Source organism: Pseudomonas sp. R4-35-07 (genome assembly GCF_003852235.1).
GTDB lineage: Bacteria > Pseudomonadota > Gammaproteobacteria > Pseudomonadales > Pseudomonadaceae > Aquipseudomonas.
Genome location: NZ_CP027732.1, coordinates 3,580,596 through 3,602,571, shown reverse-complemented (window position 1 = coordinate 3,602,571; position 21,976 = coordinate 3,580,596). Strand labels below are relative to the sequence as shown.

General features: G+C 63.0%; 20 protein-coding genes. 9 read left to right on the top strand and 11 right to left on the bottom strand.

Annotated features, from left to right (window positions below; all coding sequences use genetic code 11):
* The first annotated feature begins 169 nt into the window (after positions 1-169).
* Both C4J89_RS16405 and C4J89_RS16400 read left to right on the top strand, forming a co-directional pair.
* The gene (locus C4J89_RS16405; RefSeq protein ID WP_124415031.1) at positions 170-2,209 is read left to right on the top strand and encodes an NADPH-dependent 2,4-dienoyl-CoA reductase; all 2,040 of its coding nucleotides are present in this window, start codon (positions 170-172) and stop codon (positions 2,207-2,209) included.
* A gap of 67 nt (positions 2,210-2,276) precedes the next feature.
* Positions 2,277-3,167, top strand: coding sequence for a 1-aminocyclopropane-1-carboxylate deaminase/D-cysteine desulfhydrase (locus C4J89_RS16400; protein WP_124415030.1), 891 nt, complete (start codon positions 2,277-2,279; stop codon positions 3,165-3,167).
* A 1-nt stretch (position 3,168) separates the two neighbouring features.
* On the opposite strand, the gene C4J89_RS16395 is transcribed toward C4J89_RS16400, so the two are convergent.
* The 3 genes from C4J89_RS16395 to C4J89_RS16385 all read right to left on the bottom strand — a co-directional run bounded on the left by C4J89_RS16395 (position 3,169) and on the right by C4J89_RS16385 (position 5,800).
* Entirely contained in the window at positions 3,169-3,723 is a 555-nt protein-coding gene (locus tag C4J89_RS16395) for a cytochrome b (RefSeq protein ID WP_124415029.1), read from the bottom strand.
* 111 nt (positions 3,724-3,834) lie between these two features.
* The gene (gene phnX, locus C4J89_RS16390; RefSeq protein WP_124415028.1) at positions 3,835-4,662 is read right to left on the bottom strand and encodes a phosphonoacetaldehyde hydrolase; all 828 of its coding nucleotides are present in this window, start codon (positions 4,660-4,662) and stop codon (positions 3,835-3,837) included.
* A gap of 28 nt (positions 4,663-4,690) precedes the next feature.
* A complete protein-coding gene (locus C4J89_RS16385; protein WP_124415027.1) occupies positions 4,691-5,800 on the bottom strand; it encodes a 2-aminoethylphosphonate--pyruvate transaminase in 1,110 nt (369 codons plus the stop codon).
* Positions 5,801-5,911: 111 nt separating this feature from the next.
* Here C4J89_RS16385 and C4J89_RS16380 point away from each other — a divergent pair, with 111 nt between their 5' ends.
* Both C4J89_RS16380 and C4J89_RS16375 read left to right on the top strand, forming a co-directional pair.
* Positions 5,912-6,769, top strand: coding sequence for a LysR substrate-binding domain-containing protein (locus tag C4J89_RS16380; RefSeq protein WP_124415026.1), 858 nt, complete (start codon positions 5,912-5,914; stop codon positions 6,767-6,769).
* 99 nt (positions 6,770-6,868) lie between these two features.
* Positions 6,869-7,576 (top strand): YebC/PmpR family DNA-binding transcriptional regulator, encoded by a 708-nt coding sequence (locus C4J89_RS16375; RefSeq protein ID WP_124367488.1) that lies wholly within the window; start codon positions 6,869-6,871, stop codon positions 7,574-7,576.
* 123 nt (positions 7,577-7,699) lie between these two features.
* Here C4J89_RS16375 and C4J89_RS16370 read toward each other — a convergent pair whose 3' ends face one another.
* The 4 genes from C4J89_RS16370 to C4J89_RS16355 form a co-directional block, all read right to left on the bottom strand.
* Positions 7,700-9,001 carry a leucine-rich repeat-containing protein kinase family protein gene (locus C4J89_RS16370; protein ID WP_124416036.1) on the bottom strand — a complete coding sequence of 434 codons (1,302 nt, stop codon included), beginning with the start codon at positions 8,999-9,001 and terminating at the stop codon, positions 7,700-7,702.
* 40 nt (positions 9,002-9,041) lie between these two features.
* Positions 9,042-10,136, bottom strand: coding sequence for a cell division protein ZapE (gene zapE, locus C4J89_RS16365; protein WP_124415025.1), 1,095 nt, complete (start codon positions 10,134-10,136; stop codon positions 9,042-9,044).
* A gap of 99 nt (positions 10,137-10,235) precedes the next feature.
* Positions 10,236-10,973: an anti-sigma factor gene (locus tag C4J89_RS16360; RefSeq protein ID WP_124415024.1), complete on the bottom strand. Its 738-nt coding sequence runs from the start codon at positions 10,971-10,973 to the stop codon at positions 10,236-10,238.
* Positions 10,970-11,476 carry an RNA polymerase sigma factor gene (locus tag C4J89_RS16355; protein ID WP_124363364.1) on the bottom strand — a complete coding sequence of 169 codons (507 nt, stop codon included), beginning with the start codon at positions 11,474-11,476 and terminating at the stop codon, positions 10,970-10,972. The genes C4J89_RS16360 and C4J89_RS16355 overlap by 4 nt, the downstream gene beginning before the upstream one ends.
* Positions 11,477-11,670: 194 nt before the next feature.
* Between C4J89_RS16355 and C4J89_RS16350 the strand changes: the two genes are divergently transcribed.
* The 4 genes from C4J89_RS16350 to C4J89_RS16335 all read left to right on the top strand — a co-directional run bounded on the left by C4J89_RS16350 (position 11,671) and on the right by C4J89_RS16335 (position 16,438).
* Positions 11,671-13,278, top strand: a complete 1,608-nt coding sequence (locus C4J89_RS16350) for an amino acid adenylation domain-containing protein (protein WP_124415023.1) — start codon at positions 11,671-11,673, stop codon at positions 13,276-13,278.
* Complete coding sequence (locus C4J89_RS16345) at positions 13,271-14,566, top strand: hypothetical protein (RefSeq protein ID WP_124415022.1); 1,296 nt, start codon at positions 13,271-13,273, stop codon at positions 14,564-14,566. Before C4J89_RS16350 ends, C4J89_RS16345 begins: the two co-directional genes overlap by 8 nt.
* A gap of 253 nt (positions 14,567-14,819) precedes the next feature.
* Complete coding sequence (locus tag C4J89_RS16340) at positions 14,820-15,902, top strand: catalase family peroxidase (RefSeq protein WP_124415021.1); 1,083 nt, start codon at positions 14,820-14,822, stop codon at positions 15,900-15,902.
* Positions 15,899-16,438, top strand: coding sequence for a cytochrome b (locus C4J89_RS16335; RefSeq protein WP_124371126.1), 540 nt, complete (start codon positions 15,899-15,901; stop codon positions 16,436-16,438). The genes C4J89_RS16340 and C4J89_RS16335 overlap by 4 nt, the downstream gene beginning before the upstream one ends.
* Positions 16,439-16,445: 7 nt before the next feature.
* Here C4J89_RS16335 and C4J89_RS16330 read toward each other — a convergent pair whose 3' ends face one another.
* Both C4J89_RS16330 and C4J89_RS16325 read right to left on the bottom strand, forming a co-directional pair.
* On the bottom strand, positions 16,446-17,597 hold the full coding sequence (locus C4J89_RS16330; RefSeq protein ID WP_124363359.1) for a M14-type cytosolic carboxypeptidase: 1,152 nt from the start codon (positions 17,595-17,597) through the stop codon (positions 16,446-16,448).
* A 464-nt stretch (positions 17,598-18,061) separates the two neighbouring features.
* Positions 18,062-18,412 carry a DUF6124 family protein gene (locus C4J89_RS16325; RefSeq protein WP_124363358.1) on the bottom strand — a complete coding sequence of 117 codons (351 nt, stop codon included), beginning with the start codon at positions 18,410-18,412 and terminating at the stop codon, positions 18,062-18,064.
* 129 nt (positions 18,413-18,541) lie between these two features.
* On the opposite strand from C4J89_RS16325, the gene C4J89_RS16320 reads away from it, so the two are divergent.
* Positions 18,542-19,177 (top strand): LexA family transcriptional regulator, encoded by a 636-nt coding sequence (locus C4J89_RS16320; RefSeq protein ID WP_124416035.1) that lies wholly within the window; start codon positions 18,542-18,544, stop codon positions 19,175-19,177.
* Here the strand turns inward: C4J89_RS16320 and C4J89_RS16315 are convergent.
* On the bottom strand, positions 19,174-21,099 hold the full coding sequence (locus tag C4J89_RS16315) for an acetyl/propionyl/methylcrotonyl-CoA carboxylase subunit alpha (protein ID WP_124415020.1): 1,926 nt from the start codon (positions 21,097-21,099) through the stop codon (positions 19,174-19,176). The two genes, C4J89_RS16320 and C4J89_RS16315, sit on opposite strands and share 4 nt — an antisense overlap.
* Complete coding sequence (locus C4J89_RS16310) at positions 21,096-21,902, bottom strand: gamma-carboxygeranoyl-CoA hydratase (protein ID WP_124415019.1); 807 nt, start codon at positions 21,900-21,902, stop codon at positions 21,096-21,098. The genes C4J89_RS16315 and C4J89_RS16310 overlap by 4 nt, the downstream gene beginning before the upstream one ends.
* Positions 21,903-21,976: the final 74 nt, after the last annotated feature.

Genomic DNA, 21,976 nt, shown 5'->3' with positions numbered 1-21,976 from the left:
GTAGGGCCCATGGCCTGGCTTGCCAAGGGGTGCTGTGCATTTGGATCAATAACTTGTCAGTTTCAGTCATTGAGCGGTAGGTGATCGCCTCTTAGTCTGTGGGACATAAACCGATGGGGTGCCATTCGAGCCCTCCACGTCCCGTGATGATCCGTTGTGGAGCTGTACCATGACCGCTGCTGCCTACCCGCATTTGCTGGCCCCGTTGGACCTGGGTTTTACCACCCTGCGCAACCGCACCCTGATGGGCTCCATGCACACCGGCCTGGAAGAAAAGCCCGGCGGTTTCGAGCGCATGGCGGCTTACTTCGCCGAGCGTGCCCGTGGCGGCGTCGGCCTGATGGTGACTGGCGGCATCGGCCCGAACGATGAAGGCGGCGTGTATGCCGGTGCGGCCAAGCTGACCACCGACGAAGAGGCGCAAAAACACAAGATCGTCACCCGAGCCGTGCACGACGCCGGTGGCAAGATCTGCATGCAGATTCTGCATGCCGGGCGTTATGCCTACAGCCCTAAGCAAGTGGCGCCGAGCGCGATCCAGGCGCCGATCAACCCGTTCAAGCCCAAGGAGCTGGACGAGGAGGGCATCGAGAAGCAGATCCGGGATTTCGTCACCTGCTCGCTGCTGGCCCAGGTCGCCGAGTACGACGGCGTGGAAATCATGGGTTCTGAGGGCTACTTCATTAACCAGTTCCTCGCCGCCCACACCAACCACCGCACCGACCGTTGGGGCGGCAGCTTTGAAAACCGCATGCGCCTGGCCGTGGAAATCGTGCGCCGGGTGCGTGAAGCGGTAGGCCCGAATTTCATCATTATCTTCCGCCTGTCGATGCTCGACCTGGTTGAGGGCGGCAGCGTCTGGGACGAAGTCGTGCAGCTGGCCAAGGCCATCGAGCAGGCCGGTGCGACCCTGATCAACACCGGCATCGGCTGGCACGAAGCGCGCATTCCGACCATCGCCACCAAGGTGCCGCGCGGGGCGTTCAGCAAGGTCACCGCCAAATTGCGCGGGGCGGTACAGATCCCGTTGATCACCACCAACCGCATCAACACCCCCGAAGTCGCCGAGCAGATCCTCGCCGAAGGCGACGCCGACATGGTCTCCATGGCGCGGCCGTTCCTCGCCGACCCGGAGTTCGTCAACAAGGCCGCGGCCGGGCGCGCCGACGAGATCAACACCTGCATCGGCTGCAACCAGGCGTGCCTGGACCACACCTTCGGCGGCAAGCTGACCACTTGCCTGGTCAACCCGCGGGCGTGCTATGAAACCGAGCTTAATTACCTGCCGGTCAAGCAGATCAAGAAAATCGCGGTAGTCGGTGCCGGCCCCGCAGGCCTGGCGGCGGCAACGGTGGCCGCCGAGCGCGGCCACCAGGTGACGCTGTTCGATTCCGCCAGCGAGATCGGCGGCCAGTTCAACATCGCCAAGCGTGTGCCGGGCAAGGAAGAGTTCTTTGAAACCCTGCGTTACTTCAAGCGCAAATTGCAGACCACCCATGTTGAGCTGTGCCTCAACACCCGTGTCGACGTGGCGCAACTGGTGGCGGGCGGTTATGACGAGGTGATCCTGGCCACCGGTATCGCGCCGCGTACCCCGGCGATCCCCGGTGTGGAACACGCCAAGGTGCTGAGTTACCTGGATGTGATCCTCGAGCGCAAGCCGGTGGGCAAGCGTGTGGCGGTGATTGGCGCCGGCGGCATCGGGTTCGATGTGTCGGAATTCCTGGTGCATCAGGGCGTGTCTACCAGCCTGGACCGTGAAGCGTTCTGGAAGGAGTGGGGCATCGACACCCTGCTTGAGGCCCGTGGCGGCGTGGCCGGGATCAAGCCCGAGCGGCATGCACCGGCGCGTGAGGTATTCCTGCTGCAACGCAAGGCGTCCAAGGTCGGCGACGGCCTGGGCAAGACCACCGGCTGGATCCACCGCACCGGCTTGAAAAACAAACAGGTGCAGATGCTCAACAGCGTCGAATACCTGAAGATCGATGATGAAGGCCTGCACATCCGCATCGGCGCCGAGGGCGAGCCCCAGGTGCTGGCGGTGGACAACATCGTCATCTGCGCCGGCCAGGACCCGCTGCGCGAACTGCACGACGGCCTGGTCGCCGCCGGGCAGCACGTGCACCTGATTGGCGGTGCCGATGTGGCGGCCGAACTGGACGCCAAGCGCGCCATCAACCAGGGCTCGCGTCTCGCCGCCGAGCTTTGAGGCACAGGAGCTGTGAAGAACAGGAGCGGTGGTAGACTGCCGCTCTTTTTCAGGCAGATGCGCCCTCATGGGTCCTTTCGACTGGCTCCCCCACGCTCCTCTTGAACCCGTGCAACTGGACTGGCTGCAGGGCGTTGAGTTGGCTGTACTGCGCCTGGACCGTATCGACCCGCTGATCAGCGGCAACAAATGGTTCAAGCTCAGCGGCCACCTGGCCCAGGCGCAACAGGCCTGCGCCAGCGGCATCATCAGCCTCGGCGGGGCTTACTCCAACCATCTGCATGCACTGGCGGCGGCGGGCAAGCGCTTTGGCTTCGCCACCGTCGGCCTGTTGCGCGGCCATGCCCAGGACACCCCCACAGTGCTCGACCTGAAAGCCTTAGGCATGCACCTGCATTGGCTGGGCTACGGCGGTTATCGCGAGCGGCATGCGCCGGGGTTCTGGTTGCCTTGGCATGAGCAGTATCCGCATTTGTACCCGGTACCCGAAGGCGGTGGCGGATTGACCGGAGCGTTGGGTTGCGCGGTATTGCTCGAGCAGGCGCGGGCGCAATTGGCGAACCTGGGCTGGGCCGACTACGACGCCTGGTGGCTGGCGGCCGGCACTGGCACCACCCTGGCCGGCCTGGCGCTGGCCGAGGCGGGCGCGCATGCCGTGTACGGGGCGATGGCGGTGCCGGATGATCACGGTGTGGCGCAGAACGTCAATGCCATCGTGCAGCACGGCTACCACTTGCTTGACGCCAGCCGTGGCGGCTTTGCCAGCGTCGACCCGCTATTGCTCGAATTCATCGACAGCACGCAACAGGCGTGTGGCATACCCCTGGAGCCGCTCTACACCGGCAAGGCGCTGCTGGCGTTGAAGCAGCAGATCGAGGCCGGACTTTTCGCCGCCGGCACTCGGCTGATCTTCCTCCATACCGGCGGCTTGCAAGGCCGCCGAGGCTTCAACGCCTAGCTCAGCGACTGCTTCGGCCCGGCATCATGCGCAGTGCCGTGTTATCGCGCAGCACATAATGATGAAAGATCCCCGCCAGCGCATGCAGCCCGATCAGCCAATAGCCGGCCTTGCCGAACCACACATGCCAGCCTTCGATCTGCTTGGCCAATGCCTTGTTCTCGCCAATCAGCGGCGGCAATTCCATCCCATAGAACATCACCGAATGGCCCTCGGCACTGACGATCAGCCAACCGGCAATCGGCATGCCGATCATCAGGGCGTACAGCGCAGCGTGCGTCAGGGTGGCCAGCAGGCTCTGCCATTGCGGCGGCTGCGGCAGTATTTTCGGTGCAACGCCCAGGCTGCGCGCAAACAGGCGCAACCACACCAGCACGAACACAGTGAGGCCAAGCATGAAGTGCATTTCCACAATCAGCGTGCGTGCGCCGCTGCCTTTGGGGAACTGCCCGCGCAGTTCAATGCAGGCGTAAACCACCGCCAGCAGCACCACCATCAACCAGTGCAACGCAATCGACATGGTGCTGTAGCGTGTATCGGAATTTTTCCACGGCATTACTGGGTTCCTCACTTGTCAGGGCATGCCTCCGTTCTTTGACGGAGTAGGGTAACTGTATGCCTGTTTCAAGCGCTTCGCCCGTTGCGAATGCGGTTGCCTTGACCTCGGTCAGTCGCTTTGTGGCATTTCACCACGCGCCAGGCGCGCGTTGATATCGGCGATCACCTGGGGCAGCTCGGTAATGGTGTCCACGCTGTAGTGCGGGCGTGAGCCTTCGAACAGCGCTTCGATACGCTGGCGCTCGCTGGCCAATGTGGCACTGTCCAAGCCCCGGAATTGCTCGTAGGTCAGGCCCAGGGCGTTGCCGGAGCAGGTCAGCGCCACGGTCCACATGCCTGCGCGGCGGCCTTCCAGTATGCCCGGCACGGTGTCGTCGACCTTCACGCACGCCGCCACATCGTCAATGCCCAGCGCGATCACATTGGCCAGGGCCTGGGCGGGCCACGGGCGGCCGTTGGGGACTTCGTCGGTGGCGACCACGTGGTCGGCGACATAGCCGTTGCTGGCGGCCAGGGCGACCACTTTGTCCATCACTTGCCTGGGGTAGCCGGAGCAGGAACCGATCCGGATGCCCTGCGCGCGCAGCCCGGCGAGGGTATCGAGGGCGCCGGGAATCAGCGCCGAGTGTTCGGCGATTTTCTCGATCTGCAACGGCATGAAACGCTGGTAAATGGCCGTTACGTCGTCGTCGGTGGGCGTGCGGCCGAACGCCTGGCGGTAGCGCTGTGCAACCTGCGGCTGGTTGCACAGCGTGCGGATGTGGTCCCACTTGCCCATGCCCATCGGGCCACGGGCTTCTTCGATGGAAACCTGTACGCCGAACTCCGCGAAGGCCTCGACGAAAATCTGCGTGGGCGCAAACGAGCCGAAGTCGACCACGGTGCCGGCCCAGTCGAGGATGACGGCCTGGAGGGTGGTGGGGTTTTGATAGTTCATGGTGCAGATCCTGTCGGTAAAGGGGAAATCAGATGTCCTGCACGTCCATGTCTTGCAGCACTTGGGCAATGGCGTTGACGGCGGCCTGCATGCCTGTCGCATCGACCTGGCCGATGCAGCCCACGCGGAAGGTCTCGACCTGGGTCAATTTGCCCGGATACAGGAGGAAACCCTTGGCCTTGACCCGTTCGTAGAACTCCCTGAACTGGTAGCGCGGGTCCTTCGGCGCGTGGAAGGTGACGATGATCGGTGCCTGGATCGCCGCTGGCAGGAAGCTGCGCAGGTGCAGTTCGGCCATGCCGTCCAGCAGTGTCTGGCAGTTATCGGCGTAGCGTTGATAGCGGGCGGGCACGCCGCCTTCTTCGTGGTATTGCAGCAGCGCTTCGTGCAGGGCAGCGACCACGTGGGTGGGCGGGGTGAAGCGCCATTGGCCGGTTTGGGCCATGTAGTGGTGCTGGTCGAACAGGTCCATCGCCAGGGAGTGACAGTTGCCTCGAGCGGCGGCCAGCGCGGTTTTTTCGACGAAGACAAACCCCATGCCCGGCACGCCTTCCAGGCATTTGCCGGAGGCGGCGATCAGCGCGTCGAACGGCACTTCGCGCGCATCGATCGGCAATGCACCGAAGGAGCTCATGGCGTCGATGATCAGACGTTTGCCGTGGCGTTTGACCACCTCGGCGATCTGCGCCAGCGGGTTGAGGATGCCGGTGCTGGTTTCGCAGTGGATCAGCGCGACATGGGTGATGGCGGCGTCGGCGTGCAGCAGGCGGTCCACATCGGCGGCGGCGGTGGGTGCGTCCTCCAGGGTTTCAAAGGTGCTGAATGCACGGCCAAGCACTTCACAGATCTTCGCCAGACGCTTGCCGTAGGCGCCATTGACCAGCACCAGCACCTTGCCAGTGCGCGGCACCAGGGTGCCGATGGCGGCTTCGACGGCGAAGGTGCCGCTGCCTTGCAACGGCACGCAATGATGACGCTCGGCACCCTGGATGATCGCCAGCAATTGCTCGCACACGCTGGCGGTGAGTTGGTTGAAACGCTCATCCCATGAACCCCAGTCCACCATCATCGCCTGACGGGTGCGGTGTGACGTGGTCAGGGGGCCTGGGGTCAGCAGGATCGGCGCGGCAGTGCTCATCGTGGCTCCTCGTAAAACAACGGGTCGACTCTACGGCGCCTAAATTGCAGTTTGGCTTGTCATCAATCAAATTGTTTGTTGTTATGCGAGCTATCAGTGAGGCCGATAGCCATGAACCTGTTTCAACTGCGCGCATTCGATGCCGTGGCCCGCGAGGGCAGTTTTACCCGGGCGGCGGCCCGGCTGTTCATCAGCCAGCCGGCGGTGACCGGGCATATCAAGGCCCTGGAAGAGCACTACCAGATTCCCTTGCTGCGCCGCACCGCGCGGCGAGTGGAGTTGACCGAAGAGGGCGCGCGCCTGGCGGCGATCACCCGCGCGATTTTCGGTTTGGTCGACGAGGCGCAGGCCATGCTTGAAGCCAATCGCCAATTGCTCACCGGGCGCCTGGAAGTGGCGGCGGACGGCCCGCATCTGGTGATGCCGATGATCGCCCGCTTGCGTGCCTGTTACCCGGGGATCACGGTGAACCTGCGCCTGGGCAATGCCCAGGAAACCCTCGCGGCCTTGTTGTCGGAGCATGCAGACGTGGCGGTGCTGACCGAAGTGGAACCGCGCAATGGCCTGCACCTGCAACCCTTGGGCGAGTCGCGTATCTGCGCGCTGGTGCCGGCCGCGCATCCGTGGGCGGCGCAGGCCGAGGGCATTGAACTGGCGCAGTTGAACGAGGTGATCATGGTGCTGCGCGAGCCCAGCTCCATCACCCGGCGTACGTTTGATGACGCGTGCCTGGCCGCCCAGGTGCGGCCCAGGGTGCTGCTGGAACTCGACAGCCGGGAAGCGGTGACCGAAGCGGTTGCCGCCGAGTTGGGCGTGGGGGTGGTGTCGTCGATGGAGGTCAGCCAGGACCCGCGCGTACACGCCGTACCGATCCTCGGCGATGGCCTGCTGAACCGGCACAGTCTCGGCTGCCTTGAGCGGCGTCGGTCGTTGCGCTTGATCCAGGCGTTTTTCGAGTTGGCGCCTTGAGGGTTTTTTGGTGGAACGATGCGTGGCTGCGCTATAAACTCTGCCCCCAAAGCGCCGGCCAGTAGACGTTTCGGCGCCATGGATAGTAGAGAGTGAGTCATGGGCGCACAGTGGAAAGTCAAACATAAAGAAGCGGCAGCCAATGCCAAGGGCAAGATTTTCGGCAAGCTGGTGAAAGAAATCACCATCGCCGCCCGCAACGGTGCGGACACCTCGACCAACGCCCACTTGCGGTTGGTGGTGGAGCAGGCCAAGAAGGCCTCGATGCCCAAGGAAACCCTGGACCGCGCAATCAAGAAGGGCGCCGGTCTGCTTGGTGAAACCGTGCAGTACCACCGCGTGACCTACGAAGGTTTCGCCCCGCACCAGGTGCCGTTGATCGTCGAGTGCGTCACCGACAACATCAACCGCACCGTGGCGGAAATCCGCGTGGCGTTCCGCAAGGGGCAACTGGGCGCTTCCGGCTCGGTGGCCTGGGACTTCAACCACGTCGGCCTGATCGAAGCCTCGCCGGACACCCCGGACGCTGACCCGGAAATGGCCGCCATCGAAGCCGGCGCCCAGGATTTCGAAGACGGCGAAGAAGCCGGCACCAGCCTGTTCATCACCGAAACCACCGACCTGGATGCGGTGCAGAAAGCCTTGCCGGAGCAGGGTTTCACCGTGCTGTCGGCCAAGTTGGGCTACATCTCGAAGAACCCGGTGACCGGCTTGAGCGAGGAGCAGATGGCGGAAGTCGAAGCCTTCCTGGAAGGCCTGGACAACCACGATGATGTGCAGGATATGTTCGTCGGCCTGGCGGGTTAAAGCGCGGTAAAAAAATGTGAGAGGGGGCTTGCTCCCGATCGCGGTGTATCAGCCACACTATCTGTGTCTGACCCACTGCTATCGGGGGCAAGTCGAATCGTCGCACCGCCCCTCCCACATTGGTTAGTGGTGTTGGAAAGATTGCAGCACGGCTTCAATAGCTTCGAAGCTTGGTCGCGCCAGCACATCGGGCTGGCAGCAGCTTTTGCGCAGGTCTTCCAGTTCGCCGGGGACCGTCGTATCAACCCGCTCCAGCAACTCCCCCAACAACACCCCGAACGCGCGCACTTCAATGCGTTGCAACGCCCTGGTTTCCAGGGTGTCCGCCGTGGCATGAAACGACGCCGCGCCGAAATCCCCTAATAAACACTCGCCCGCGCTGTTCCACAAAATATTGTGGCCGTACAGGTCGCCATGGGTAATGCCGTGCCGGTGCAGGTGCGCCGCCACCGAGGCGATGCCGCGGGCCATGCGCAGCGCCACGTCGAGGCTCAGGCGCAGGCTCGGTTCGTAGATATCCCGGGTGCAGGACGCCAGGCTCGGCAACGCCGCGAGGTTGCGGTAGCTCGGGTCGATCAGGTCCATCCCCAACGCGGCCTGATCGCCGGGGTGGTCGACGATGCGCCCCTGCACCCTGATCAGGTTGGGGTGCAACCCGGCGGCTATGCACGCTTGCATTTCGTGCAGCGGCGAACCGTCGCTGGTGATCGTGCCTTTATACAGTTTGACCGCGACGGGTAACGCGCGGGGCTTCCACAAGGCCTTGCGAATAATCCCCGAGGCGCCTTCGCCGAGTACGTCACCCAGTTCCAGTTCGGCCCAGGGAATATCCGCTGTCTCGTCGTCGCCGGCCACGTTCACGGCCATTTCCACCGGATTGCCGGCATAGGCCAGCCACGTCAGGCTGGGCAGCGTCAGCAGCCAGTGCGGCAGGTGCGTCAGGCGGTTCGACGCGATGCGGATCAGCTCGAGGTTTTCGCATTGGGCCAGGCTGGGCGGCAAGTGCGTCAGTTGGTTGCCGGCCAGCATCAGCTTTTGCAGCAGCGGGCGCTGGCCGAGTTCGTCGGGCAGTTGGCTGATGCAGTTGTCGGTGAGGATCAGCCAGCGCAACTGCGGCGGAAGGGCGGCGGCGGGCACGTGGCGGATCTGGTTGGCCTTGAAGCCGATCATGCTCAGCGCGGGGCACTGGCCCAGGCACGCCGGCAGTTCGGTGAAGGCGTTGTCCGAGCAGAACAGCACGCGCAAGTGCTTGAGGCGGTACAGATCGTCCGGCAGGCTGCTCAAGGCGTTGCCCGTGAGGTTGAGGATTTCCAGCGAGTCGGCCAGTTCGAAGATTTCCCGGGGAAATTCGGTCAGCCCGCAGGCCAGGTCCAGGCGTGTCGCACCGGCCAATTGGCCGTCCTTGAGTTGGGCGAGGGTATTGATCAACGGCGCGGTCACTCGGCAAGGGGGCGTGAAAAGGCGCTCATGATACCGGGTCGCGCACAGATTGCGCGCGGCGCGCTTGCAGTTGCCCCAAGCGGCTGGCGGTGCGGGCAAGGTCGATGGCCTCGCCACTCAAGGCGTGCTCCAGCGGCCGTTCACCGATCAGGATCAGCTGTTTGTCGCGGTCGTAGAGCACGTCAATCAGGTTGATGAAGCGTTGCTGCACGGCGATCGGGCAGTCGGCGAGGTGGGGCAGGCCGTCGATGACCCAGTGGTCGTAGTCCTGGCACAGCAGCAGGTAATCCATCACGGCGGTGAGTTGCTCGCACAGGTCGTTGAAGGTGAACGCGATGCTGCGCGCTTCGCGGCGGCGGCACAGCAACTGCCGGTTGCCGACGGCCAAGGGCAGCGCCGGGCTGTCGACGGCAGGCAGGCCAAGCGCCGCACGTTGCGCCACGCTGCCGGGCCAGACGTACTGGCCAGTGCTGAAGCGCTGCTCGGCATGGGCCTGGGGCAGGCTGCGAAAATCCTCGGGAGCGCTGACTTCCAGCACGTCCATGCGCGCAGCGATCAGATCGATTACCGGCTTGAAGCGTTGGTGGTACAGCGGATTGGGCAGCAGGCCTTCGGGCGCATAGTTGGAGGTCACCAGTACCAGCACACCGCGCCGGAACAAGGCCTGGAACAAGCGGCTGATAAGCATGGCATCGCCGATATCGTGCACATGGAACTCGTCGAAACACAGCACGCGGCAGCCCGCCAGCAGTTCGTCGAGGGTGACGGCCAGCGCGTCGTTCTGCTCGCGGTGCCGGAACATGCCCCGGTGCAGTTCGGCAAAAAAGTCGTGGAAGTGCACGCGCTGCTTGGCGGTGATCGGCAGCGCCTGGAAAAACCCGTCGAGCAGCCAGCTTTTGCCGCGCCCCACCGGGCCGTGCAGGTACAGGCTGCGCGTGGGTCGGCCGGCGAGCAGGTGCTGGGCCTCGCGGGCCATGGCTGCAATTGTCTGCACCTGGCCGGCGCTGAGGGTGTAGCCCTGTTGCCGGGCCTTGTCGTGGAAAAACGCCGCAACAGGCGAGGCGCGCGAAATGCGATGGGTGCTGCCCAGCAGGCGGCGGATCAGGGAAAGCACGGCCAATACAGCTCACTCGTTATTGCGTTGGTCGCTTACTTTAGGGCGCCTGATGCGATTTGACCAATAGAGAAGGCGGTGCATAGCCGCCCCGGACATGGGCCCCTAGAACCTGATTTGCGGCGCAGCGGCCTGATCCACCGGGCTGACCATCGCATAGTTGTACCCGCCGCCCGACCAGTAGTCGGCCTGCAAGCCGTCGGCGCTGCGACTGCCACGGGGCAGAAAGCCGTTGTTCGGGCCTGGCGGACGAATGTAGAAGCTGATGCGCCGTCCTTGCGCGTCTTCGTACAACACCATGGCTGCCGCGCCTTGGTCGGTGGTGAGCAGGCGCCCGCTGACCGGGGTGAACCCCGCCTGGCTCAAGTCGGGCAAGCGATGGGCCTGGTTGAAATAGCGGTCGAGCCAGGCTTGCATCGTGGTGCGGTCCTGGGCGCTGTAGTCGGCGGGCATGATGCCGTCCTGGGCAAACAGGCGATACGCCTGCATGGCATCGGCCATCGGCAGCAGCGCTGGCTGGGCGACATCGCGGGCGTGCCAGCCGCCAATCCCGCCGAGGCTGACGGCAATCAGCAGCAGCGCCGCCGTGGCGAGGTGGCGGCGGGACTGACGCTTGATGCGCTGGCGAATCAGCGCCGGGTCCAGTGCCGGGTTACCCGGCTGTTGCAGAGCACCGCTTAAAGAGGCGCGCAATAATTGCGCATCCTGTTGCCAGGCATGCACCTGGGCGGCCACGTCGGGGTGGCTCGCCAGCCAGGTTTCAAGTGCCCGGCGATCACTGTCGAGCAATTGGTGATCGACGTAAGCGTGTAAGTCGCGTTCGCTGGGGGGCAGGCTGATCATTTGAGTATCCGCAGGGAAGGGCTGGCAATTTCGCCATCGCTGAGTTGACGCAGGGCCTGGCGGGCGCGGGACAGGCGCGACATCACCGTACCGATGGGCACGTTGAGTATTTCGGCGACTTCCTTGTAGCTCAAGCCTTCGACCGACACCCACAGCAGCAGGGCGCGTTGCTCGGTAGTGAGCTGGTCGAAGGCTTGCAGGGTGAATTGGGCCATTACCGTACGTTCCACCGAGGGCTGCGCATCATCGCGGCCGGTGAAGAATTCGAGCATGCGGGCGTAGCGGCGGCTGCGCCGGTGGGCATCGAGGAATTGCCGGTAGAGGATCGAAAACAGCCACGCGCGCAGGTCGCCTTCGATGCGTTTGTCAGCCCACGCGATGATCGCCCGTTCCAGGGTGGCCTGCACCAGGTCGTCGGCGCTGCTGGCGTTACGGGTCAGGGACACGGCAAAGCGCCGCAGCCTGGGGATGAGTTCACGTAACTGTTCGTCGAGTTCATGCATGGGTTGAGTCTACTCAGTTGTGCTGGGTAGACGCGCGTGCGCGTAAGTTATTCCTTATTCGATCGAAAGATTTTTTAGCCATTCGAGTGGGATCAGTCTTTTTGAATGGTGGTTCTGTAATCCCAGGTGTTGCGCTCCATCCACCCTTGTACCTGTCGGCACTAAGCCGGCAGCCAAACAATGAGGGTGTGTTCATGACGTTGTCACCTATGGATAAACGCTTTCTCTCTGGCGCGGCACTGACCCACCTGGCTGCCTCAGAGCGAATCCTGTTCGGACAATGGGGGTGTGGTCCGTCGGTCCAACCTGCCTATTCCAATGTGCACCACGCGATCGAAGCGCAGGCGCGGCGGGCGCCCCAGGCAACGGCGGCGATCTGCGCGGGGCAGCGCATCAGTTATGAGCAGCTCAACCGCCAAGCCAACCGATTGGCGGTGCACCTGCTTGAACGGGGAGTCAAGCGCGGCGACACGGTGGGCTTGTTCGTCGAGCGTTCGATTGCGATGCTGGTGGGGTTGCTGGCGGTGTTGAAGGTGGGGGCCGCGTATGTCCCGCAGGACGCCAGAATCGTGCCCACCCTGCAATTGGGCCAGGTGCTGGAAGCATTGAGCAGCCCGTTGGTGCTGACCTTGTCGAACCTGCTCGAACGCCTGCCGGCTGATGCGGTCCCGCGCAGTCTGTGCCTGGACACGTTCCTTGCGCAAATGCCCTGGGTCGCCGAAGAAAGCGAGCAGGTGGGCGCCCTGGCTGAACCCGATGACCTGTGTTTCGTGCTGTTTACGTCCGGCACCACCGGACGCCCCAACGGTGTGTGTGTCAGCCATCGCAACGTGTGCAACATCTTGCTGACTTCGCCCGGGCAGATGGGCATGGCCCCCGGCATTACCGTAGGGCAGGTTCTTAACATCGGCTTTGATATGGCAGCCTGGGAAATACTCGGTTGCCTGGCCCATGGGGCGACCTTGCTGATTCGTGGCAAGGACATTGCGCAGACAGCCGCGCAGTGCAACGTCTTGATTGCGACACCGTCGATACTGGCCACCCTTGATCCATTGCAGTGCCCAGACCTGAGCGTGGTCGCGGTGGCCGGAGAGCCTTGTGCTCAGGCCCTGGCCGAGCGTTGGGCCGAGCACTCTACCTTCCACAACGGTTGCGGGCCGACCGAGACCACGATCGTCAACACATTGCACCGCCACGTGCCAGGCACGCTGTTGACCATTGGCCGGCCGACGCCCAATAACACGGTGTATGTGCTCGACGATCAGGGGCGCGCCTGCGCTTTAGGCGAGACCGGAGAGATGTGGGCCGGCGGCGCGGGAGTGACTGCGGGCTACCTGAACAACGCAGTGTTGACCCAGGAACGATACCGCCCGGACCCGTTTCTGGGGGGCGATGCTGTGATGTTCCGCACGCGGGACCTGGGGCGCTGGACCGCCGACGGCCAACTCGAACACCTGGGCCGCGTCGATGACCAAGTCAAAGTTCGCGGGTTTCGCGTGGAGCTGGACGCGGTAACCGCAGCCCTGGAGGCCGGCACCGGGTGCACGCGGGGGGTCACGTTGAAAGTGGACGACCGCACCCTGGTCGCCTTTGTCTCGCCGGCCAGTGCCGACACGCAGGACTGCCTATCCGAGTGTCACCGGCGCCTGGCCTACTACTGCGTGCCGAAGTTCATCTACGCGCTGGAGGCGTTTCCCATGACCGCCAGGGGCAAGATCGACAAGGCCGCTTTGCTGCGACTGGCCGAGGACTATCAGGCAGCGACGTGGGCGGGCGCCACCACGGAGCCTGGCCATGACTGAAGTATCGACCCGCGCCGTTTTGCCACCCAAGCCGGCACTATGGCGGCGCTTGAGGTCACTACCTGTGTTTTCTTACTACAACCGCCTGGCGGCATTGGTGCTGATGGGGAACGCCGCCGTGCTGCTGGCCGTTGACCTGCTGGCGATCACGCCAGCGATGCTGTCGGACCTGGTGCTGATCAATCTGTCGGTTGCCATTCTGATACGCCAGCAATACGTGATCAATGCGCTGTTCTGGCTGGCCACGCGGGTTCCGCTGTGTTGGCCGCTGTGGGTGCGCCGCCGAGCGGCCAAAGTGTTCCATTTCGGAGGGCTGCACAGCGGCGCGGCGCTGGCGGCCACTGCCTGGTTTGCAGCGTTGGTGTGTGTCCAGATGTCGAGCTTTGTGCAACAACCGGGCAGCGTGTCGTCGACAGGGTTGTGGCTCAGCGTCGCGCTGTTCAGCCTGTTGCTGCTCATGGTGGTTATGGCGCTCCCGCCGATTCGCAGTCGTTTTCACAACGGTTTCGAACGGGTTCATCGCTTTGCCGGTTGGAGTGCGTTGCTGTTGTTCTGGTGGCAAACAGTGCTGATGGCAACGCAAGCCTCATCGGACCTGCTGCACAGTGGCGCGTTCTGGATGCTGGTACTGCTGACAGTGAGCATTCTGCTGCCATGGTTGCGGTTGCGCAAAGTGGCCGTTGAACATGCGCGGCCTTCCGGGCATGCGGTGGTAACGCGCCTTGGCCACACCACGCCGTTCGCCGGTTCGTCCACGGCAATCAGCCGCAATCCGCTGCTTGAGTGGCATTCCTTTGCGAACATTCCAGCGCCGGGCGAGGCGGGCTTTCGCCTGATCATCTCCCGCGCCGGGGATTGGACCGGACGGTTTATCGAGGATTTGCCCAGCCATGTCTGGGTAAAGGGCATCACCACCGCCGGCGTGGCCAATGTGGAAACCTTGTTCAAATCGGTGGTGTACATCGCCACCGGCAGTGGCATTGGCCCGGTCATGCCGCACTTGCTGGCCGCGCAGGTGCCGATTCACTTGATCTGGTCCACCCGCAGTCCGAGGAAAACCTACGGTGATGAATTGGTCGACGAAATTCTGCGCGTCCAGCCCACCGCGTTGATCTGGGACACCGATAAACAAGGGAAGCCCGACCTGGTGCAGTTGGCCTACGGCGCGGTGCGCACCTTTGACGCCGAAGCCGTGATCTGCATTGCCAACCAGGCGCTGACTCAACGCGTGGTGCAAGCGCTCGAAGCCCATGCAATACCCGCCTATGGCGCAATCTGGGACTCGTGAAACAACGGTGTCGCAAATAATATCAATCTGTCGAGGTGCTTATGAATGTAGTGCTGGAGCGTCACCCCGGATCAGCAGGAGGGCATGCAAGCCTTCCTCAATAAACGACCTGCATTGTTCAACCAGCGTTAGCAGGACGTTTGGCCTGCACGTGCGTTTGCCATGAAAAAAACTACAGTAGAGGGGGAATAAACCTACATGGGATTCGTCTCATGACACTTTTCCCCTGCGGCCACGTGCCCTGGAGCTTTTCATGGTTGATCACTCACCACCGCCGCTTCCGCCTCTGAGTACCGCCAACCTGCTCGCCAGGCTCGCATGTATCGGTGCTGTGGTAGCGGTTGTCGCTGGTGCCTTTGCCTACGTCAACGGTACGCTCGACCCGCAGCGCCTGCGCCCAAAAACCCTGGTCAATGCCCTGGAAACCAATAACGGTGTGCATCCGGGATTTCGGCGTAACCATGCCAAGGGCGTGTGCGTAGCCGGCTACTTCGAGAGCAGCCCCGAGGCGCGTACGTATTCCAGTGCTCAGTTGTTCAGCGTGGCGAAAACCCCGGTGATCGGGCGGTTTGCCTTGCCCAGCGGCAACCCTTATGCACCGGACAGCAGCGTGCCGATCCGCAGTTTTGCCGTGCAATTCAGCCAGGCCAACGGCCAGCAGTGGCGCACCGGGATGAACAGCATGCCGGTGTTCCCGGTGGGCACGCCCGAGGCGTTCTACCAATTGCTCAAGGCCGGCGCGCCGGACCCCGCCACCGGCAAGCCGAACCCTTCGAGCATGCCGGCGTTTTTTGCCGCACACCCGGAGACCGCAGCGTTCCTGGCGTGGGTTAAAACCGCCAAGCCATCGGCCAGTTACGCGACCGAAACCTACAACGGCATCAACGCGTTTTACCTGGTGAGCGCCGACGGCAAGCGCCAGGCCGTGCGCTGGGCCGTGGTGCCGCAGAGCCGCGACGCCGCCGGAGATACCGCGCCCGAGGGCGGCGACTTCCTGGAAAAAGACCTGGTGCAGCGCCTGGCTGCCGGGCCGCTAGAGTGGCAATTGAACATGATGCTGGCCAACCCCGGCGACCCGCTGGATGACGCCAGCAAGACCTGGGCCGGTGAACACAAAGTGCTCAATGCCGGCACCCTGGTGTTGCAGAGCAGCCAGCCACAAGCCGACGGCGATTGCCGCGATATCAACTTCGACCCGCTGATTCTGCCCAGCGGTATCGAGGCCTCCAATGACCCGCTGCTGGCTGCACGTTCAGCCGCCTATGCCAGTTCCTACCTGCGGCGTGCCGGTGAAGTCGGCCCGTTGCACAGTGCCTCCCAGGAGTCGAAGCCATGAATGTTCAACCAAGGTTTTTCGCCCCGTTGGCGCGTTTGCTGCACTGGCTGATGGCGCTCATGATCATCGCCATGCTGTTTATTGGCGCGGGGCTGGCGGCGTCGGTTTCCGAGCGCCACGAGTGGTTGATTCACCTGCACAAGCCGCTGGGGATCGCCATTCTGGCGCTGGTCATCGTGCGGCTGGTGGTGCGTTTTTCCACGCGCCAACCGCCGCTGCCGGCGGACTTGCCGCTGTGGCAAGTGTTGGCGGCCAAGGCGTCTCACGTGGTTTTGTACGGATTGATGCTGGTGTTGCCGTTGCTGGGCTGGGCAATGATTTCGGCCGCCGGCGACCCGGTGATGCTCAGCAGTTCCGTGCAACTGCCGGCACTGGTCTCGGCGAATGCGCCGTTGTTTGCGCTATTGCGCAAGGCCCACGGTTATCTCGCCTACCTGTTGTTCCTGACGGTGCTGGTGCATCTGGCGGCCGCGCTGTTTCACGGGTTGATCCGCCGTGACGGCGTGCTGCAAAGCATGACCGGCACCAAACACTGACCGAGCGTTAACGCACGTGGCCGATGATATCGGCCACGCTGCTCAACACATCCTTGCCCAGCTGCTTGGAGCGATCGCCGGACCAACCGGTTCTCGGGTTGGGTGCGTCGTCATTGTCCTTGAAGGGCATCTCCAGGGTCAGTGACAGGCAGTCGTATTTCTCACCCACCGCATTGCAGGCCAGGGTCATATTGGCTTCGCCGGGTAGGTCGCGGGTGTAGCCGTGGGTGGTCTGAAAGTCACGGGTCAGGTGGCTCAGGTGGCTACGGAAACGGTTCTCCAAGGCTTCGATACGCGGGCTGTAGCCCGGATTGCCTTCGCAGCCGGCGGTGAAGACGTAGGGGATTTCTTCGTCGCCATGGATATCGAGGAACAGGTCGACGCCATGCTTTTCCATCTGCTGTTGCACGAACAGCACTTCCGGGCTGAATTCCTGGCTGGCGCTCTGCCAGGCGCGGTTGAGGTCCTGGCCCATGGCGTTGGTACGCAGGTGACCATGGAACGCGCCATCGGGGTTCATGTTCGGCACCAGGTACAGGTCGGCCACCGCCAGCAGCTTTTTCAGCTCGGCGTCACCGTCCTGTTGCAGGCGTTCGATGACGCCTTCCATGAACCATTCGGCCATGTGTTCGCCGGGATGTTGCTGGGCGATGATCCAGACCTTGCGGCGACCTTCGCCGCCTTTGCCACGGCGCAGCAGTTGGATATCGCGCCCCTCGACACTCTTGCCGGTGGCCAATAGCTTGACGCCGGCGTACTTCAGGGCCTGCTCGATCAACCAGTCGTGGCGTTCGCGGCTATAAGGTTCGAAGTAGGCGAACCACGCGTGTTTTTCCCGGGTCTGGAGGCTGATATGCAGGATTTCGCCGTCAAAGCGCGACGGCACGCGGAACCAATTGACATGGTCATAAGACGCTACGGCGTTATAGCCGCTCCAGGCATGCTTGTAAGACGAGCGGCCCGCGTTGCTCAGGCGAAACGTGTGGGTGTGGCCCACGTGCATGCCCTCGGCCTTGAAGTGGAACCACTGGTAGTGCTGGCTACGAGTGTCGGGCTTGATGGCCAGCAATAGCTGGTAGGCATCGCTGGCATCCAGGACCTGGATATTGCCGCTGTCGAAAGCAGTGCTGATCTTGATGGAGGTCAAGGCCACGGTCATAGTCTGGTTGCCTGAATATGAGGATGTGGCGGCTATCTTACACAGGCGGTGGGCACATTCTGGAAGCAAAATTGTTGCACGGGGGAGGGGGCGTCATCCGTGACGCGGCCGCAGCTTAGGGTTTATGAGATTGATTCTCAAGCGCTAAATCGCAAAGATCCGGGCTAGAGCGGTGCTGCGCCTTTCTTTTCGCGATGGGCTTTTGCTACCATGCGCGCCATCATGCACCACACAGTCTTCATTAGCCTGAAGCCACGCCAGGAAAAACTGGCAAAAAAAAGACCCGGCCAAAGAGCCGGGTCAAAAACCGTGATTAGCCTGATGAGGAGATATTCCAAGAGTCCGACCTAAGGTCTCTTGGTCTATCGACTGATCTCGCGATCAGCTGGGCCCAATAATAATCATTATCATTTGCAAGTCAAATGTTTTTATCCGCTCGATAGAAATTTTTTCGTGCACGTCCTTTAAATGTTCGCCTGCGCCTCAGTCGCTCGCAACGACCGCTCCACCATCGCTTTCGCCATATCGATCAAGTAAACCACCGAAAACGCCAGGTCGCGATGATTGCCTTGATGGCTGCTCGCCGATTCGTAGGCCGTTGCCGCAGCGCTGCGCAGCAGGTCAGAGGCATGCACCAGCGCTTCTTCCTGGCTGATGCCTGGCTTGATGGTGAAAAAGGCCTCGTCCACGTCTCGCGCAGACATATCTTCTTTCAAGTAATAGTCCAGCGCGCGCTGGGCGGCGCCGCTGCAGCGCATGTCATGCAGGTCAGTGTGTTCGGGTGTTTCAGGCAGATGATACGGGCTCGTCGTCATAAGAGGCGGTACTCCGGGTGGGTGTCGAAAACCTTATGTCGATGATAGTACGTATCGTATTTATGTCGTTTTATGGATTACTACAAACTGTTTATTGCCCTGGAAAATACGCAACGTATTGTCAGCGCCATGGATAACTGGATAGCGTTGGTGCGAGCCAACATGAAAGACCGCAAGGTCACGCAGGATGAACTGGCGGAGCGCCTGGGCATGTCCCAGGGCGGCGTGGGCCACTGGCTCAACAAGCGCCGCGTGCCGAGCCTGGCGGACATGAACCGGGTACTGGCGGAACTGGGGCTGGGCTACCTGGAGGTCGCGCTGGAGATTCGCGAGAGGGCAGACACCAAGGCGGCACTGGAGCACCACCACAACCCGTACTTTCGCTACCCGGTCAGCGATTGGAGCGGCGTGTGCGAGCTGCGCGAAGCACGCGCCAGCTATGGGCCGGCACGTTTCGAACTGACGGATTACCATGCCCACGGCGACGCTTTTTGGCTACCGGTGGTCGGCGACGCGATGACCGCGCCCAGTGGCTTGAGCATCAGCGCAGGCATGCTGATCCTGGTCGACCCGGCCATCGAGGCCGAGGCCGGTAAACTGGTGGTTGCGCAATGGCTCGACAACCCCCAGGCGACCTTTCGCCAGTTGCAGGCAGACAGCGGCCAGCTTTACCTGGCGCCGCTCAATCCCACCTATCCCAAGCTGCTGTTCACCGACGAGTGCCGCATCCTTGGCGTCGTCGTGCAAGCCACGGCGAAGTTCTAGTCCGCCGTTTCCAGCTCCACCAGCGCACTGCCTTCGGCGACCATCTCGCCTTCCTGGCAAAACAGCGCCTTGATCACACCCGCCTCAGGTGCGCGGATGCTGTGTTCCATCTTCATCGCTTCCAGTACCACCAGTTGCGCGCCGGCTTCGACGCGTTGACCGACCTCCACCAGCACGCGCACGATGCTGCCGTTCATGGGCGCGGTGAGGCCGCCTTGAGGGGAGTGGCTGGCCTCGGCCGCCGCAATCGGGTCGAACAGGCTGACCGCCTGCATCTCGCCGTTCCAGCGCAGATACACCATGCCTTCATCGCGCACGGCCAAGTGGGAGCGGCGCACGCCCTGGTGTTCGATCACCAGTTGCTCGCCTGTGAGCTGCAACGATTGCCCGGCCAGTGTGACCAGCCGATCCTGCCCATTACAGCTCAGATGCAGTGAGACCTGCGCCGGCAGCCCCGCACGAAAGCCCCGGGTGTCTGCCCACGGCCCGTCACTGGCCGGCAGGCTCTGCATGAAAGCCGACCCCGCTGCCTGCCAGAACTCATCGTCCAGCGCCCCGGCCACCGGCAGCAGCTCTTGCTGATAGCGCGGAATGAATCCGGTATCCAGCTCAGCCGCGGCAAAGGCCGGGTGACCAATGATGCGCCGCAGAAAGCCCAGGTTGGTCTTGAGCCCGCCCACCGCACATTCGTCGAGCATGCTCAGCAAGCGCAGCCGCGCCTGCTCACGGTCTTGGCCCCAGGCAATCAACTTGCCGAGCATCGGGTCGTAGAAGGGCGAGACGCTGTCGCCTTGCTCGACGCCGCTGTCCACGCGCCGACCCGGACCTGGGGCAGGCTCGCGGTACACCGCCAATCGTCCGGTTGCAGGCAGGAAGTCATTGGCCGGGTCTTCGGCATACAAGCGCACCTCAATCGCATGCCCCATCAGCGGTACCTGCGCTTGAGTGATCGGCAGCGCCTCGCCCTGGGCCACGCGGATCTGCCAGGCCACCAGGTCGAGGCCGGTAATCGCCTCGGTGACCGGGTGCTCCACTTGCAGGCGGGTGTTCATCTCCATGAAGAAAAACTCGCCGCGCGCATCCAGCAGAAACTCTACGGTCCCCGCGCCCACATAGCCAATCGCCTGCGCCGCGCGGACCGCCGCTTCGCCCATGGCTTTGCGCTGTTCACTGCCGAGCCCCGGCGCTGGGGCTTCTTCCACGACCTTTTGATGACGCCGCTGGATCGAGCAATCGCGCTCATTGAGGTACAGGCAGTTGCCGTGTTGATCGGCAAACACTTGGATTTCCACATGGCGCGGTTGCAGCAGGTATTTCTCCACCAACATCTGCCCGTTGCCAAATGACGACAGGGCCTCACGCTGGGCCGAGGCGAGGGCTTGCGCCAACTGGCTGACATCCTCGACTACCTTCATTCCCTTGCCGCCACCGCCGGCCGTGGCCTTGAGCAGCACGGGGTAACCGATACGCGCACAGGCCTCGCGGAAGGTCTCCAGGTCCTGGGCCTCGCCGTGATAGCCCGGCACCAGCGGCACGCCGGCGGTTTCCATCAGCGCCTTGGCCGCCGACTTGCTGCCCATGGCGTCTATCGCCGAGGCGGGCGGGCCGAGGAAGATCAAGCCCGCTGCCTCGATGGCCCGGGCGAACCCGGCGTTTTCCGAGAGGAAGCCGTAGCCCGGATGAATTGCCTGGGCGCCACTGGCGTGGGCGGCGGCGATCAATTTGTCGATCTGCAGGTAACTGTCAGTGGCCTTGCTGCCGCCCAGGTCGACGCGAATGTCCGCTTCGCGGCTGTGCCGGGCGTCACGGTCGATTGCGCTGTGCACGGCCACGGTGGTCAGCCCCATCGCCTTGGCGGTGCGCATGACCCGGCAAGCGATTTCGCCCCGGTTGGCGACCAGCACGGTAGTGAGTGTGGTCATGGGCGCGGCTCCCGGGATTGCCAGCTCGGCGTGCGTTTTTGCAGAAAGGCGCGCAAGCCTTCCTGGCCCTCGACACTTACCCGGATACGCGCGATGGCGTTTTCACAGTAGCGGCGCAGCGCCGGGGTGAGGGCGCCGTTGCCCACCTCACGCAACAAGTCTTTGCTGGCGCGCATCGCCGCCGGGCTGTTTTGCAGCAGGTTGGCGACCCACTCATCCACCCGCTGGTCCAACGTGTCGGCCGGGTAGCTTTCCGCCAACAGGCCGATGTCGCGCGCGCGCTGGCCGTCAAACCGCTCGGCCGTCAAGGCATAGCGGCGGGCCGCGCGTTCACCGATGGCCTGCACCACGAACGGGCTGATCACCGCCGGCGCCAGGCCGATACGCACTTCCGACAGACAGAACTGCGCGTCATCGGCGCCAATTGCCATGTCACAGCAACTGATCAAGCCCAGCGCGCCGCCGTAGGCCGCGCCTTGTACCACCGCCAGCGTAGGGATTTTCAGTTTGGCCAGGTTGTACATCAGCTCGGCCAGCTCACGGGCATCGTCCAGGTTGGTGTGGTAATCCAGTTCGGCCGACTGCTGCATCCAGGCCAGGTCGGCGCCGGCGCTGAAGTGTTTGCCGCGCCCGCGCAGGACCAGAAAGCGCAGGGCCGGGTCGGCCTGGACCTGGTCGAGGGCGATGATCAGTTCGCGGATCATCTGGGCATTGAACGCGTTGTTCTTGGCTTCACGACTGAGCCACAGCGTGGCAAAGCCACGGCTGTCGGTGATCAGTTCGAGGGTGTTGAAATCGCTCATGCAAGAAGCTCCATGAAAATGAGAGGCCTCCTGTAGGAGCGAGCTTGCTCGCGAAGGTCGTCAACGATAACGCG

Coding starts and splice junctions, on each gene's coding strand:
- C4J89_RS16405 (WP_124415031.1), top strand. CDS start 170: ATGACCGCTGCTGCCTACCCGCATTTGCTGGCCCCGTTGGACCTGGGT.
- C4J89_RS16400 (WP_124415030.1), top strand. CDS start 2,277: ATGGGTCCTTTCGACTGGCTCCCCCACGCTCCTCTTGAACCCGTGCAA.
- C4J89_RS16395 (WP_124415029.1), bottom strand. CDS start 3,723: ATGCCGTGGAAAAATTCCGATACACGCTACAGCACCATGTCGATTGCG.
- phnX (WP_124415028.1), bottom strand. CDS start 4,662: ATGAACTATCAAAACCCCACCACCCTCCAGGCCGTCATCCTCGACTGG.
- C4J89_RS16385 (WP_124415027.1), bottom strand. CDS start 5,800: ATGAGCACTGCCGCGCCGATCCTGCTGACCCCAGGCCCCCTGACCACG.
- C4J89_RS16380 (WP_124415026.1), top strand. CDS start 5,912: ATGAACCTGTTTCAACTGCGCGCATTCGATGCCGTGGCCCGCGAGGGC.
- C4J89_RS16375 (WP_124367488.1), top strand. CDS start 6,869: ATGGGCGCACAGTGGAAAGTCAAACATAAAGAAGCGGCAGCCAATGCC.
- C4J89_RS16360 (WP_124415024.1), bottom strand. CDS start 10,973: ATGATCAGCCTGCCCCCCAGCGAACGCGACTTACACGCTTACGTCGAT.
- C4J89_RS16355 (WP_124363364.1), bottom strand. CDS start 11,476: ATGCATGAACTCGACGAACAGTTACGTGAACTCATCCCCAGGCTGCGG.
- C4J89_RS16350 (WP_124415023.1), top strand. CDS start 11,671: ATGACGTTGTCACCTATGGATAAACGCTTTCTCTCTGGCGCGGCACTG.
- C4J89_RS16345 (WP_124415022.1), top strand. CDS start 13,271: ATGACTGAAGTATCGACCCGCGCCGTTTTGCCACCCAAGCCGGCACTA.
- C4J89_RS16340 (WP_124415021.1), top strand. CDS start 14,820: ATGGTTGATCACTCACCACCGCCGCTTCCGCCTCTGAGTACCGCCAAC.
- C4J89_RS16335 (WP_124371126.1), top strand. CDS start 15,899: ATGAATGTTCAACCAAGGTTTTTCGCCCCGTTGGCGCGTTTGCTGCAC.
- C4J89_RS16330 (WP_124363359.1), bottom strand. CDS start 17,597: ATGACCGTGGCCTTGACCTCCATCAAGATCAGCACTGCTTTCGACAGC.
- C4J89_RS16325 (WP_124363358.1), bottom strand. CDS start 18,412: ATGACGACGAGCCCGTATCATCTGCCTGAAACACCCGAACACACTGAC.
- C4J89_RS16320 (WP_124416035.1), top strand. CDS start 18,542: ATGGATAACTGGATAGCGTTGGTGCGAGCCAACATGAAAGACCGCAAG.
- C4J89_RS16315 (WP_124415020.1), bottom strand. CDS start 21,099: ATGACCACACTCACTACCGTGCTGGTCGCCAACCGGGGCGAAATCGCT.
- C4J89_RS16310 (WP_124415019.1), bottom strand. CDS start 21,902: ATGAGCGATTTCAACACCCTCGAACTGATCACCGACAGCCGTGGCTTT.